The organism is Dictyobacter sp. Z7_2 (genome assembly GCF_057551105.1).
In genome coordinates this window covers 18577-33420 of sequence record NZ_BAAJPE010000002.1, presented here as the reverse complement: position 1 = coordinate 33420, position 14844 = coordinate 18577, and the positions used below count along the sequence as shown (strand labels likewise).

9 protein-coding genes are annotated in these 14844 nt (G+C 52.4%); 8 read left to right on the top strand and 1 reads right to left on the bottom strand.

Translation table 11 applies throughout. The annotated features are described in order from the left end of the window. Window positions 1-218 precede the first annotated feature (218 nt). Entirely contained in the window at window positions 219-1301 is a 1083-nt protein-coding gene (locus AC27N8_RS13760; protein ID WP_487062705.1) for an IS256 family transposase, read from the bottom strand. A gap of 553 nt (window positions 1302-1854) precedes the next feature. Between AC27N8_RS13760 and AC27N8_RS13755 the strand changes: the two genes are divergently transcribed. The 8 genes from AC27N8_RS13755 to AC27N8_RS13720 all read left to right on the top strand — a co-directional run bounded on the left by AC27N8_RS13755 (window position 1855) and on the right by AC27N8_RS13720 (window position 14652). Next, window positions 1855-2688 (top strand): protelomerase family protein, encoded by an 834-nt coding sequence (locus AC27N8_RS13755; protein ID WP_487062703.1) that lies wholly within the window; start codon window positions 1855-1857, stop codon window positions 2686-2688. Between the two features lie 278 nt (window positions 2689-2966). After that, window positions 2967-4385 (top strand): tyrosine-type recombinase/integrase, encoded by a 1419-nt coding sequence (locus AC27N8_RS13750; protein ID WP_487062701.1) that lies wholly within the window; start codon window positions 2967-2969, stop codon window positions 4383-4385. Continuing rightward, window positions 4366-7533 carry a hypothetical protein gene (locus AC27N8_RS13745; RefSeq protein WP_487067960.1) on the top strand — a complete coding sequence of 1056 codons (3168 nt, stop codon included), beginning with the start codon at window positions 4366-4368 and terminating at the stop codon, window positions 7531-7533. Before AC27N8_RS13750 ends, AC27N8_RS13745 begins: the two co-directional genes overlap by 20 nt. Further along, window positions 7533-10880 carry a hypothetical protein gene (locus AC27N8_RS13740; protein ID WP_487067959.1) on the top strand — a complete coding sequence of 1116 codons (3348 nt, stop codon included), beginning with the start codon at window positions 7533-7535 and terminating at the stop codon, window positions 10878-10880. The genes AC27N8_RS13745 and AC27N8_RS13740 overlap by 1 nt, the downstream gene beginning before the upstream one ends. Further along, on the top strand, window positions 10816-11337 hold the full coding sequence (locus tag AC27N8_RS13735; protein ID WP_487067958.1) for a hypothetical protein: 522 nt from the start codon (window positions 10816-10818) through the stop codon (window positions 11335-11337). The genes AC27N8_RS13740 and AC27N8_RS13735 overlap by 65 nt, the downstream gene beginning before the upstream one ends. Window positions 11338-11843: 506 nt before the next feature. Next, the gene (locus tag AC27N8_RS13730; protein ID WP_487067957.1) at window positions 11844-12302 is read left to right on the top strand and encodes a hypothetical protein; all 459 of its coding nucleotides are present in this window, start codon (window positions 11844-11846) and stop codon (window positions 12300-12302) included. Between the two features lie 65 nt (window positions 12303-12367). Beyond that, on the top strand, window positions 12368-12511 hold the full coding sequence (locus tag AC27N8_RS13725; RefSeq protein WP_487067956.1) for a hypothetical protein: 144 nt from the start codon (window positions 12368-12370) through the stop codon (window positions 12509-12511). A 254-nt stretch (window positions 12512-12765) separates the two neighbouring features. Beyond that, window positions 12766-14652 carry a protelomerase family protein gene (locus AC27N8_RS13720; protein WP_487067955.1) on the top strand — a complete coding sequence of 629 codons (1887 nt, stop codon included), beginning with the start codon at window positions 12766-12768 and terminating at the stop codon, window positions 14650-14652. Window positions 14653-14844: the final 192 nt, after the last annotated feature.

Sequence of the window (14844 nt, the reverse complement as noted above, 5' to 3'; positions counted from 1 at the left end):
CCTCTTGCAGAAGATTGTCTGATTGTAAATTTGCTCACGCGCATGGGAGGAAATTTACACAGAAGAAGGAGCGCTGGCCCAAGTATATCATCAGTGATCAGAAAACAACTGCTGCAAGGACGGATTGTTACACAGGACGATCGACAAAGGCAACCTTCCCCTAACCCAGCCCAACAGGCTGGTTGCTTGATCTCTCCACCACTATGAGTCTTCAGCCGTTAGCCAACCGGGATCTTCGGTAAGCGAATATCCTGGATTACCGCCCAGACGATGGTCAGGCAACTGGTTTCGGTGGTGAAGGTATCAATCTGATCCGTGCGTTGCCGAACATTGCTGAAGAGGCTTTCAATGGCATTGGTACTCCGGATGTAGCGATGCATGACCGGTGGGAAGGCATAAAAGGTCAACAAATGCTCTTCATCCTCAATCAAGCTGCGAACAGCTTCAGGATAGCGCTTCTGGTATTTGGCTTTGAATGCCGCTAGGTTCACGAGGGCGTCCTCTTTCTTCTCCTGAGTCCAGATCCCTTTGAGATCGGCCATGACCTCTGGCTGTTCGCGTTTGGGAATCGCACTCATCACGTTGCGCTGTTTGTGAATCAGACAGCGTTGCCGAGGAGTGGCTGGAAAGAGCGCGGAGACTGCGGCGAGCAGGCCATCGGCACCATCAGTCACCACCAGATCAATGGCTTTCATGCCGCGATTGCGCAGATCTTGCAACAGGCCCTCCCAGCCATCCTGACTTTCTTCGGCGCAAGCTCGGAAGCCCAGGACTTCACGGCTGCCTTCCAAATCAACTCCCAAGGCCGTTAAAATCATCGTGGAATCGGTTTGGGTTCCATGACGAACCGTGAAATGGATCCCATCCAGGTAAACAATCCGGTAATGAGCGAGCAGAGAACGCTGCCTCCAGGTCTCATATTGCTCAGTCAAACTCTGGTTGAGACGACTGACGGCGCTGGCAGAGGGCGCGACTCCCATCAGCTTTTCCGCCACTTTGCCTACTTTCTGGGTACTAGTTCCACTAACAAACATCTGGGTGAGCGCTTCTGCTACTTCTGGTTCATAGCGACTGTAGCGCTCGAAGACGCCGGTGTGAAAGACTCCTTCCCGATCTCTGGGGATTTTGAGATCCTCAATTTCTTCTAGCATGATCTGTTCAAGCAAGACCTGAACAGCGCTCACCGCGAGACGACGTAAGTACTCACGGAAGTCCTCTGGCTCCGGCAAGAGGTTTGGCCTGGCCTCTGGCGTTGAAGCTAGAGCGTCTGATGTGGTAGGTTTGTTCTTAGACACAGGCATAACACGCTCCTTTTTGTGAAATGAGTGACGAGTTCCAAAGGAACTGTTTATGCCTGTAGTATCGCCTCAACACTCTCGCTTTGAAAAGCTTCTCGCTTACACACAACGCGGGATGGTGTCCAAGCGAGTCATGGAGGAGAAAGGTCCTAGTTCTATCGACTCAACGGAGGGCATGCGCGTGAGCAGAAGGATTTTTCTTCTTTTCTCAGATGACAAGAGCCTCGCGGTGCGCTTTTAGGAGGACGAGAGGGAAGGGGAGGGAGGATGTGGGCAAAAAAAAGAGCTCAGTGAGATATGCTCAAAAAAGCTTACCTAATAAGTATACCAGAAGAGAGGCCAAAAAGCAAGGGGCCGTTTTAAAACGTCCCACCGAGCGTCTGCGTGTGTGGTGAAAGGGACGTATTGAATGGTTCACGTGGCCACCATATTGATTACTACTTGACAGGAAACAAGGTAGTATGATACACTTTCTTGAAAAGAACAGCAGTGGAGATGTCCCCCGTACGCGTTGGGGGCTGTGACGTCTGTCTGTTGGTGAGAAAGGAGGGAAGCCATGCCGACCCCAAGGTGGTTACGGGCCTATTGGAACGACGCATTAGAGCCAGCGCTTGCCGAGTGGGAACTGGCGGGAGGAACGCAGGCGCAGTTGCAGGGCCTCTTTGAGCAGATGCTCGTGGATTGGCCGCAGCTGCGTCGTAAGCCGCTCTCGGACTATACGGTGGCGACCTATCTGACGCAGACGCGTGAGTGGTTGAGTCGGTTGCCACTCACCGAGCGCAATAGCGTGCGCTCAGCTGAAACAGGGAAGCTACAGCATGTGGCGCTGAGTGCCTTTAATTTTGCGCCGGAGCACTGGGCCGAACTGACGATGCGCTCACGAGGCACGGTGGAGCAGCGCAATCAGCATCTGGTCCGGGTCCCAGATCCGCAAGCGATTCTGGTGCAGGGATGTGCATTGCTGGCGCGTGAGGACTGGGCGCCGCTTGCGGCAGGTCTTCTGGCGATGGTGGGTCGACGGGTGGGTGAGGTGTTGCTCTCAGGAGAGATTGCGCCCAAGTCGGCGTATTCGGTGATGTTCTCGGGACGCTTAAAACGCAGAGGGATGCCGGAGTATGCCTTTGAGATTCCCACCTTGTGTGAGGCATCGCTGGTGCTGATCGCGTGGGAACGCTTACGGGCGCACCCTGATCTCGTGGACCTGTTGGTGCCGGGTGAGCAGCCAACCAGGGGGCAGCTGGACCGGATCAATGGGAAGCTGTATCCACGTGTCAGGGCTGCGGTGACGCACTTCTTTGGGGGACTGATCCCGGGCGTTGGGGAGGAGGAAGACGACGAGAAATTGTATACATTTTTACGGGTTGGGGCTTCTGCTTTCGCTTTCAATTGAGTTCTCTCCTCACTTCACATCATCTGAGAGATTCTCACACAGATGATCTTCATTCTTCGTAAAGGGTTCCTCTTTGAACGGTTTTTTCTCTCTTCCTTTGGTTGATAGCTCGTTTATCTGCTTGTATAACTTCTTGTGTATCTTTTCCTGTACTTTTTCTCTTATTTTCCTATTTTCCTTTCTTTTTTCTCTTTGCTCGACTATACTGGTAGCAGGGGGGATAGGGTGTGGTGGAAAACTGATACAGACTCAGAGGAGTGAGTGGGAGGGAATCTGTGGTGGAAGAGACAAACGTTTTCATTCTTTCAGTGGAGCGTATGTGCCGTCGATGTGAGATTGCGTGGAGCGATCAAGAGGAAACGAGGGAGTCGCGCAGCCGCGAGGAGCAACGGCACGTCTTGCAGTTGGGGACGAGTGTGGTGGCAGTCAATGTATGGCTGATGTGTTTAGGGGCAGATAGTGGATATGCCTTTGGTACGATCTATGAATATGCAAAGGTGCTCCTCTATACGTTGAACTGGCTGGCTCAGCAACCAGTTCGGTTAGAAACGGCGGAGGCGGTGGATCGTTCCCTTTTTGCGCTGACGCGAGCGGATATGCGTGCGCTCTTTGCGTGGTTGGATCTTCCGGTTCATGCAGTGCAGGCTCGCCAAACGGTCTGTCAGACAGGGAGATTGCCTGTTGGGTATCAGGAGATGCAATTGTCGGCGGCGACACGGAATCTGCGCTTTGCGGCTATCTCGACGTTTTACGATTGGCTGGTGAGCGAGTATGTGGTTGATCGTGTGGGAAAAGAAGCGCTTGCGTGTCATCCTTTCTCCCGCATCGAGCACCCTCTCTCGTGCTGGCAAGAGGCGAAGTTGCCAGAAGGATTGCTCGGGCGTTCTGGGAAGGAGATGCAGAGACCTTCAAAACTGTTGCGTCGTCGTCAAGATACTCCTAGTCCTGAGGCATTAAGTCCCCAGGAATTGCATTTGATCTTTGAGGCCATTCCGTTGGTGAGCCATGGTCGCAATGCGGCCAACCGGAACGGCGCGATCTTGCGAGTGATGCTGTGGGGGATGTTACGAATATCTGAACTGGTGAAATTGAGTTGGGAAGCGGTGGATGGTCAGGTGGTGCAGATTGTCGGGAAAGGGAGGAAAGCTCGTTTTGTCCCGATAGTTGACGTGGGTACGTGGACGTACGTGAATACCTACACGAATGAACTGCATCTTCCTCTGGAAGAGCGGTATCATGGAGCCCTCTTTCGTCACATTGATCATGAGGAATGTGCAGTCACGAAACATTCGGTGGAACATCTGCTGTTGGCGCTCAAAGCCCATTTTCAGCACACGCTTGCGCACAGCTCTCCAGGGGAGCAACAGGTGCTGAGAATACTGTGTGAGAAACTGCATAGTCATATTTTTCGGGCCACGGGAGCGACGCTTCTGGCGGCAGCGGGGATGGATCTTGTGCGACTTTCTCTCTTGCTTGGCCATGAGAATCCTGCAACAACCCAACGATATTATGTGGCCGCAGAACAGATGAAACTGCCTGAAGAAGTGAAGCGGATCGGTCAGCGTGTTCAAGAGGCTCTCAGTGCCCCAACCATTACGGCGAATGCCCAGCATTCGCCGTTGGGGTGGTATGAACGCCGAGGATATGGTACTGAGCAAGGAGGAGGGAAAGGGAAACATGGTGTTCTCTTTGGATGAAGAGCGTTCCTCTGATACCTCTGCTTACCAGTGGTTTGCCAGACGTTCTGCTCTGAGTGAGGAACAACCTCTTGCGGCATTGATGAGTGATGTGTTTCATTGGTTGGAACATGTCTGGCATGTGCCCATTGTCGATGTGAAACAGGTTCCCATTGCCTTCCCTCTTCCTTTTGTTGAGTTGAATGAGGATGTCACTACTGTTGCCGCTTTGAGGGATGTGTATGGAGGGTCGGAGGTGCTCAGTCGGAGAGTGCGAGCGCAGAAACTGACACCTGTGGGATATAGCGTCGGGAAGGGGGGAAAGAGAGCGCTGTATAAAAAAGAGGATCTTGCCCCGCTCCTACGTGACTGGGAATGGGAACGTATAGAGAGAACGCTGAAGCAGTGGTGGCTTCGCTTTTGTCCTCCTGCGTGTCAAAAATGTGCAGCGTGCTTCCAGCCTGCTTCCGATTCTCCGACCCAGCAGGTGGTGTGTCGGAAGCATGGGAATCAGCAACTGGGCTTGTGCGTACTCCGTTTTTTGCGGGAAGTTCATCGTCTGGGGAGTGTGAGCGCCTGGTGGGGTGAGCATGCGGCTTGTACATGGAAAGAAGTTCGGAGCCGTGGTTGGGGCATCCTTTTTATCTATCTGCTTGATCGCCAGTTGATCCGGATGTCAAATGAGGAATTATGGCAACTGACCCCGTTACTGACACTGACGATGAAAGATCTTACGGCTCTGTGGAGAGAGCGCCAAGCAGAGGAGTATTCCCAGTTTTGCCATGCGCTGGGGCTGATCAGTTCTGATGCAGCTGTGCACCGACGTATCCTCGTTGTGGTGAGTGTGTTTCTCTGCTTGCACTATGGGTTGAGCAGTCTTGGAGATCTGGGGCGTGCGTTCTCGGCAGAGGAACTTGAGCGCATGTGTCATGCTGGTCGTTTGGTGACCCTTCACCTGGGGCACGGGATTTTTCTGCCGTATCCTCTTCTCGCGGATAGTCGCATTGGTCACGGAATTTTGGATGATCTGCGATTTTCTTGTTGGCAGGCTGCGGCCTCTGGGAGACAGGAATCGGAAAAGGATTCCATCAACAGGGGGTCTTTTCCTCTTGCGGTGTCAGTGATCACAAGCATAGAGCGAGCATTGGCGGCACCTGTGTATGGTAACGGGCGCGGAATTCTTCCTCGACGACCAGAAATCAAGGAGTTGCTGGTGAATCCCTGGCTTCTTCGTTCTCGGAGAGAGCATGAAGGGAAAGGGTATGCGTTACAGCCGCAGGTGGTGAGACAGCAGTTGATGGCCTATCTTGTCTTTTGTCATCGAGAGAAAGGTTTGGCACTCTCTACCCTGAAGGGGCGAGCCACTATGCTCATGCATTTTTATTGCTGGGCGCGGGTGCAAGGGGTGTTAGAAGACTATCCTCATTGGGATCGGACCTTTGCGCACACGGTGTTCCGTGGATATGCATTGCGTGGTTGTGGTGAGATGAAAGAGGAGATGCGTACTGAGTACCTTGGGACTCTTGCACGCTTTTTTGAAACCATTGCAGATCAGGGATATGTTGTTCCAGAAGGATATCAGGTGCTCTCACTGGGAAGGAAAGGGCGTGTGCATCAGCCTCGGGCGGTTCCGCCGGAAGAGGTGATCGATCGAGTGTTCCGAGATGGAGTGTGTCAGCTTTCCTATGATCCACTTGTTCGTGCCGCGTTGGCTATTCAATATTATTGTGGAACGAGGGTGACAGAGACGTGCGATCTGCATGTCTTTTGTATCCTTGAGGATCGAGAGGGTCATGCCTGGTTACTCATTCCGCGTGGAAAAACAAAGCAAGAGCGGCCGTTCCCACTTGTGGACATAGGAATGGGGATATTACTGCAATATATTGATGAGGTTGTTGCGCATCATTTTTTTTCGAATGGGACCTCACGGACCTTGGGGAGGACCAATCTGCGGTATCTGTATGATGATCCTGAGCGTGGGCAGAATTGGCACTATTTATTTGAGCGCGTGCCGGGTGATTCTGCTGCACGAAAGGGTGGTCAGGGACATGGCAGGTTAAGCCATAATCGTGTAGGTAAGGCGTTACAGGAGGCACTGTGGATTGCAGCGAAGTGCAATCCCCATGGTCTCTTTCAGGTTGGAACCGGGACGAGCCACTGCCAGTATCGAAGAGAGAAAGGACAAACATGCGACTATTTTGTCGCACTGGAGGGCATCGTGGTGTGTCCTTGTTGCGGTGGGTCTCTTTCGGGAGAGCGAGGCAAGCGTTGTCTGCATCGCTTTGACAACGCGTTTAGCTGTGATGGGGTGGCCAATGAAGGCGAAATGTTTTGCCCAAAATGTGATATGCCATTGGCCCCCTTTCTCTCTCTGACGTCTCATATGTTGCGCCATAACAGTGTGAGCCGAGCTCACCGTGCTGGGGTTTCGCTCTCTACGAATATGCGATTACATGGGCATCAAACAATACCGATGCATTTGCGTTATCTGCATCCATTGCTTGAAGAAAGCGCTGAGGAAGTAGACCGTATCTTTGCGCAAAAGCGATTGGAAGAAGTCCGTGTGTCGTTACAGATGCAGCATGAACAACAGTCGGGCAGATTGAAAAACGCCGCACCTCTTTCTTTAGAAACGTATCTCACTATCAGCTTGCTTCATTCACTCAAGCGGCGTACCTGCGGTATTTGGGGAGGTTTCTGGGCAGGCGCACTCGCCCAGAAAGGAATCGTATCTCCTCTGGCTGTTTCAGAAGAGATTGTTCTTCCAGAAGAGGGGTATGAGCATACGGTGGCGCAGTATTGGTACGAAGCCTTGGGTGTAGCAGTTTCCGAGGTGGCTTTTGAGGCGGCCACTGCAGGAGAATGGCATGCGCAGATCCCTGTTTTTCTGAACCGAGAGAAGATTGATGAGCTGGTCCAGTTTCATCTTCCCATTGTGCAGGATGCATTAGGGAGTTCTTTGGGTCGGAAACTGATCGAAGCCGAGATTCGCGAGCAGAAAGCCTTTTTGAAGAGGGTCGCAGACCACTTACATCCGTGGTGGCAGCATGTGGGAACAATTGACCACCTTGTCGAAGTGATGGCACCAGTAGGGGGATCACATTTTTCTGCTCCCTTGAAGCCAATGACGAACGTTTCTGGAGAAATGATCGCAGAAAGGGAGCGTTAATGGGAGAGTCCTTCGCGCAAGAAGAGAATCCCGGTGCGTGTGCTGGAAAAAGTTTTTTTGCTCGAGACACGGTGATTTCAGATGGGAATGTGTATAGTATTACGACAGATTTTTTTTTCTGGTTAGAGACCGAGTGGCACCTTCCTCTGCATTCTGAGGAAGGAGTGAATCCGCCCTTACTGAGTCCCATCGAGTTGACGAAAGAAACCTATACGGTGGCCGAACTCAATCATGTGTATGGATTGGCCGGTGTGGGTGCTGTATTGAGGCGGTATGAGATCAAAGCGACCGGGTCACAGGTCAATAAGGGTCGTCTTGCAGCAGTGTATGCTGCTAAAGATCTTGCTCAGTTGATGCCACGTCTCAACGTTGACGTGGCAGGCATTCCCGCTTTCACAGAAGAGGTCTTTACGATTGAGGAGTTCTTAGGTCTCTTTCCTAGAGTGAATCAGCGGTATTGCTATAAACTTATCCGAAAATATGGTCTTGTGCCAAAGGGATACCGGTCAAGCCAGGGAAAACGAATTCCTCTCTACAAGAAAGATGATCTTGAGCCAGCTCTTTTTCAGTGGGAAGGAGATCGTCTGATCAGGACACTCAATGAGTGGTGGAGGCGTTTTTTTGCTCCTGCCTGTCAGCGGTGCGATCGCTGTCGAGAGCATGAACGCAATCCTCTTCTCCAGCAGGTGAAGTGTCAGGGATCAATCCTGAACCACCTTCGTTTTGCTGTCGCGAGCTTTCTTCGCGAGGTTCTTCGTTTGGGGAGTGTGCGTCTGTGGTGGAGCGTTCACCAAAGAGATGGGTGGGAAAAAGAGCCGAATGCTGCGTGGGGAATTATTTTCATGTATGTATTGGATCGACGACTTCTTCACCTCTCGATAGAGGAGATATTGCGCATCAAATCGCTCTGCTCAATGAAGAATGAGGATCGAACGCGCTTATGGCGGCAACGTTCTCCACAGGAATATCAGCAATTTCTTGCAGCCCTGCAGGCAACCAATTATCGACCAACATCCCATGAGTATATACTGAAAATAGTGAGTTTACTTGTCCTCTTACGGTATGGATTTGCTCACCTCGCTGAACTTGGACGCCCGCTCTCTCCTGATGAGTTCAATCAAGCCTGTCATGAGCATCGTCTCGTGACATTCCATTTGAGTCATGGCATGTTTTTTCCTTTCCCCTTATCTAAAGATATTCGTATGGGTCATGTGATTCTCGACGAAATTCGTTCGTACTTTTGGGAGTATGCTGCACGGCAAGAGCAAGACAGGCATCGAAGGGATGATGGACCTCGTCATTGGCACCAGGAGTATGTGCGTGCGCTTGAGCAAGCGCTTGCAGCGCCGATGTATGAAGAAAAGAAGAGCATCCTTTCGCGAAGGCCTGAAATCGAGCAGCCTTTGGTGAGTCCTTTGCGTTTGCATCAAAAGGGCCTGTCTGCAGAAAATGGGTATGCTTTGCTTCCATTGGCTGTTCAAGAGCACTTGTTGACGTATGTCACCTGGGGGTACCAAGAACAGGGATTGGCTTTTTCCACGTTACAAACACGGGTGGCGGCTCTGCTGCACTTTTTTACGTGGGGACGATTGCACGGTCTTCTGGTTGATTATCCTCATTGGAGCCGAGAGAAGACCCAGCAAGTTTTTCGTGGCTATGAAGAGACGAAATGTCTTGAGATGACGGCTCATTCCCGATCTGGACAACTGCATATCCTGGCCACTTTTTTTGCCAATCTGAGGAATCTGGACTATGTGGTCCCTGCTGGTTATCAGGTCCTTTCCCTGTTGGCGAAAGGAAGAAGGTGGGAGCCAAAGGTTATTCCCCAAGAAGAGGTGTTTGATCGTATTTTTCATAATGGTGTCTGCCAACTTTCCTATGATCCTTTTGCCCGCTTGGCGCTGACTATTCAATATTATTGTGGCACGCGTGTGACCGAAACGTGCGAACTCCATCTCTTCTGTCTCATTGAGGATCATTCTGGGCATGCGTATATCTTGATTCCTCGCGGGAAAACCAAGCAGGAGCGGCCTTTTCCTATTGTCGCGGTCGGCATGGAGCGTTTGCTAGAATATATGGATCACGTTGTCTCCTTGCGCCTGAGAGAAGATGGAACATCACGCACGCTTGGGCAAACAAATTTTCGCTACCTGAGAGAAGACCCCGAGCGTGCCAATGATTGGCATTATTTATTTGATCGTGTGCCGATAGCTGAGGGGCGCCATAAAAAGACACGTGGAAGGCTGTCTCCGATACGAGTCAGTCAGGCGTTGCGAGAAGCATTGCTCTTTGCCGCGAAGCGAAATGCAGATGGATTATTCCAACCAGGAACATACAGTCCTCTGTGTCAGCAGAGACGAGGAAAAGGGATGGAATGCCGCTATTTTGCGACGGAAGAAGGTATTACGACATGTCCTCGTTGTGGTACACGCCTTTCAGGGCATCAGGGGGTGTACTGTCATCACGTTCTTGAGGAGGATTTTGTCTGTGATGGAGTGGCGCAAGCTGAGGAGGTATTTTGTCCGAGATGTGATGCCCCACTGGCGTCGTTTGTGGCGCTTTCGACGCATCTTTTTCGTCACAATAGCGTGAGCCGGACGTACAACGCAGGTGTTTCCCTGGTGCAAAATATGCGTTTACATGGGCATCAGACAATTCCAATGCATCTGCGCTATGTTCATCTCTATTTGGATGAGACAACGCAAGAAGTCCGTCATCTGTTCGCAGAAAAGCGCTTACAAGAGGTGAGTCTAGCATTGTCTTCTCCTTCTGGAAAAATTGTGGAGGAAGGTGTCGCATCTACGATTTCTCTGGAGCAGTATCTTGGAGTGACATTACGGCGGGCGCTCCGTCGCCGGACGAGCGGCCTCTGGGGAGGATTTTGGGTTGGGACGCTGGCTCGTCAAGGTATTGGATCCCCCCGTCCTCTCCAGGAGGAGATCGTGATCCTGGAAGAGAGCTACGAGCATACCGTTGCACAGTATTGGTATGAAGCTCTGGGATTAGCTGTTTCAGAGGTAGCTTTTGAGCGTGTGACTGGGGGAGAGTGGCACGCGCTGGTTCCTGCTTTTCTCCAGCGAGAAAAAATAGATGCGCTTGTCCAGTTCCATGTGCGGGTTGTCCAGGATTCGTTGGGGAGCTCTCTCGGTAGAAAGTTAGCTGAAACCGATATTCAAGAACAACGTGTCTTTTTGAGTGAATTAGCAGAGCTATTGCGTCCGTGGTGGCAGCATTTAGGAACAATAGATCGGCTTGTCGCGATGTTTGTTCCAGGAGGAGGATATGCGTTCTCAAAACCAATCTCGACTTCAGAATCTGAAATCAGAGGCATTGATTCGCGCTCGTAAACAGGTCGCTTCGCAGAATTATGAACGAGTACGAGTGACGGTGCAAGCCATGCTTCTGCGCCGCATGGATCCAGAACAGATTACCGTGATGGAGGTTTCAAAAGAAGCACGAGTGTCCGTTGCCACTATTTATCGTCGTCAGGACCTCTTTGTTTTGATCCAACAAGCGAATTCTCACATTCAACGAAGGATAACAGAGCAGGTGCATCGGAGATCTCTTGGGGAATTACAAGAAGAATTGCAGAAAGTGAAAGCTGAAAATAGTGCCTCACAGAAAGATGCTCAATTGACGAAACTGGGAATGCAACGCCCGCAACAGGAGAGTATTCAACTCAAGAAGATGCTTCTTGCCTATCAGCGGCAAGTTGCCTGTCTTGAAGAGATGCTGACACATTGTACCTGTGGGGTTCAGTCGAACCCGCCATCTTGTGCTTATGACAAAGAGAACGAGAGATGACTCTCTCGTTCTCCGGTCTCTCCCCTCTTTTTTGTGTAAAAACCTCTGAAGGGCAATACGTTTTTTATGAATGGAGGGAAAAAGAGCCCGAAGAAGACCTGTATATTTTCACGGGTTGAGGGAATGTGTGTCTTTTATAGAATCATCATGCGAATATGCTCATCCTTTGTGATAGAAAGTGCTGTGATGTATGGACAGCACGAGAGAATATGTATTCTCTTGAGAAGGAAACGGATGAAACAGTGATTGGCGGAGTGTGTACCGATACTCTTGTCGCAGCTTGCCGTTCAGGGTTCTGAGCAGCAGAGGGAGATCCAGCGGGTGTGAGGAGGATCTTGCGGCGTGGTGGGTGTCCGGCGATGAAATCGTTGCACTCGCTCAATAGACCGATGATCGAGACGGTCTTATCGATGGTCGGCAAGCCATGAGGGCGAGGGGAACCAGGCTCGTGGGCACCTTTACGTCTTGAAAGAGGCTGTGGCCGCCAAAGAGCAGAGAGAAAACACATGACAAAGCAACCAGAAGGCACACTCCCAGTGGTTGGAGCCAGTAAAACGGGCTATTGCGTGCTCAAGTCGAAACAGTCCACCGCTCAACGTATCGTTGAAATTATGCATGAGCAAGGCTTGCTTCACCATGATGACGTGCTTTCGCTGTTAGCGGATACCTACCGACTCTGGGAACAAATGGAGAGCCGACTTACTCCGCTGATGCAGATGTATGGGACCACGACACCTCTTGAGACGCTTACTGCGATTGTTGAGGTAATCAGCACATCCAGAGGAAGCCACTATTCCCGCTCATCTCCACGAACGTTGGGGGTCACCCTTGAAGAGATGGATGCGCTTTTTGAGCACGCTGCTGCTTTGGGAGATGGCAATCCGGTGGCCTCTCTGCGTGAGTTGTTGGACAAGCGCACTCACTATCAGCAGATGGATTTTACCATATTGTCTTTGGAGCAGTGAAAAGCGATGCGTATTCCCGAGGCCACTAACGAACGCATCCATTGTGCGGTGCAGGCGATCAGATCATGGCGTCTAATCAGACTGCTTCCCATGATCTGGGTCGTTGGTTTATCTGGGCCAAAGAAATCAAAGAGCTTGTTGGTGGGCGTGGTGAACTCATTGGGGTGTATCTCAAAGCTCACCAGCAAGAGATTGGCCTGCATCATTAAGTGTTTTGTCTCACCAACAAAGAGAATAGTAAGCCCTTTGCCATTACTGATAAGATCCACCTCTCTTCGATCGCGTGCTGTGTGCGGTGAGATCAGATTGAGCTAGTCCCACGTGGCCCCCATATTGATTATTATTTGACGGGAAACAAGGTAGTATGATACACTTTCTTGGAAAGAACAGCAGTGGAGATGTCTCCCGCATGCGGTGGGGATGGTGTGGCATCGGTCTCTGCTGGTGAGAAAGGTGGGAAGCCATGCCGACCCCAAGGTGGTTACGGGCCTATTGGAACGACGCATTAGAGCCAGCGCTGTCCGAGTGGGAACTGGCGGGAGGCACCCAGGCGCAGTTGCAGGGTCTCTTTGAGCAGATGCTGCTTGATTGGCCGCAGCTGCGTCGTAAGCCGCTCTCGGATTATACGGTGGCGACCTATCTGACGCAGACGCGTGAGTGGTTGAGTGGGTTGCCACTCACCGAGCGCAATAGCGTGCGCTCAGCTGAAACGGGGAAGCTACAGCATGTGGCGCTGGGTGCCTTTAATTTTGCGCCGGAGCACTGGGCCGAACTGACAATGCGCTCACGAGGCACGGTGGAGCAGCGCAATCAGCATCTGGTCCGGGTGCCTGATCCGCAGGCGATTCTGGTGCAAGGACGTGCGTTGCTGGCGCGTGAGGACTGGGCGCCGCTGGCGGCAGGTCTTCTGGCGATGGTGGGTCGACGGGTGGGTGAGGTGTTGCTTTCCGGAGAGATTGCGCCCAAGTCGGCGTATTCGGTGACGTTCTCGGGACGCTTAAAGCGCAGAGGGATGCCGGAGTATGCCTTTGAGATTCCCACCTTGTGTGAGGCATCGCTGGTGCTGATCGCGTGGGAACGCTTACGGGCGCACCCTGATCTGGTGGAGTTGGTGGTGCCGGGTGAGCAGCCAACCAGGGGGCAGCTGGACCGGATCAATGGGAAGCTGTATCCACGTGTCAGGGCTGCCGTGACGCACTTCTTTGGGGAACTGATTCCAGGAGTTGGAAACGAGGAAGACGACGTACCATTGTCCGCTCCATTGTTCTCGCATCAACTGCGAAGCCTGTACGCGACGCTTGCGGTGTGGCGGTATTGTCCGGAGGTAGTGGACCCGGATACATTCCGGGCCACCATTCTGGGGCATCGGTATTTTTTTCGAGCGCAGGGCGAGGAACGACTCAATTATATGTCCGGGCACTTTTATCACCGGTTTGTGCTGTTGCATCCTGATGGGACGCTGGACGGCCGGCGAGGGATGGCCTTGCGAGAGGCAGGGGTGCGAGTGCTTGAGGGCTTTCCACAGGAGGATCAGATGGAAGCGACGGAGAAACAGCAGGCAGCTGCGCGCAAGAGGAGCAAGAAACGTCCGCGCAAGGAGCGCAATTCCGCGTCGGGGTATACCTTACTCAAACCACGCAATGGGTCAGCCAAGCGCTTTGATCGGATTGCGCTGGAGAGAGATTTGGCCTGGGAAGGTGATGATGCGACATTGGTGTTGCTCTTGGATACCTATGATGCCCATCAGCAGTGTGGTGGGCAGGGGGAGCGTGTGCCGGGTGGTGCGCATCTGACGATGGAGCAGTTGGGACTGCCTGAGCCGTTGGCAACGGCGGTGAAGGAAGCGATGAAGCAGAGCGGGCAGGACTCGTTGTGGCAATTTGTGCAGGATGCGCTCAAGCGAGAAAGTAATACGCAGCTTGGCCTGGCGCGAACCAAGAAAGAGCGATCGCAGAAGCATCAGGATTTTTCGCAGGTGCCGACCTCGACATTATTAGGAGCGCGGCGAGCGGATGAGGCGTATGAACGGATTCGCCGTGCGATCGCGACGATCATGGAGCATAATCGTGGGAGCAGCGATCCCAATGGGCGGTGGTATATCACGCAAACGCTGTTACGTGAGCTGACGGGAGCGCATCCGCGTTTTATTCGACCGGTGCTTGAAGCCAATGCCGATCTGATCAAGGCGCATCATGAGGAACTGGGTATCGTGGCGGCGCAGAATCGAACGCCAGCGCCCAAGCCAGAGCCCATTTCTAAGGCATTGAGCATTGCGGAGGACCCGTTAACGCTCTCTTGCCTTGAAGAGATTGCGTTGCCGGCACCGGCCCCTGCGCCCGTGGGAGACTGAGGACGCCCTCTCTGGTGGGAGAGCGCGGTGCAGAAAAGGAGGCTGGTCCGGCCGGACCAGCCTCCTTTGTGTGTGCCTCTCAGATGCTCAATCCGTGGACGTGTGAGAAAAGATGAGACGCAGCGTGTAAGAGCAACAGGCTGTGTCTGTCTGGGATGAAAAAGCGAGACGCTTGCGTCTCTCCTCTCTGCG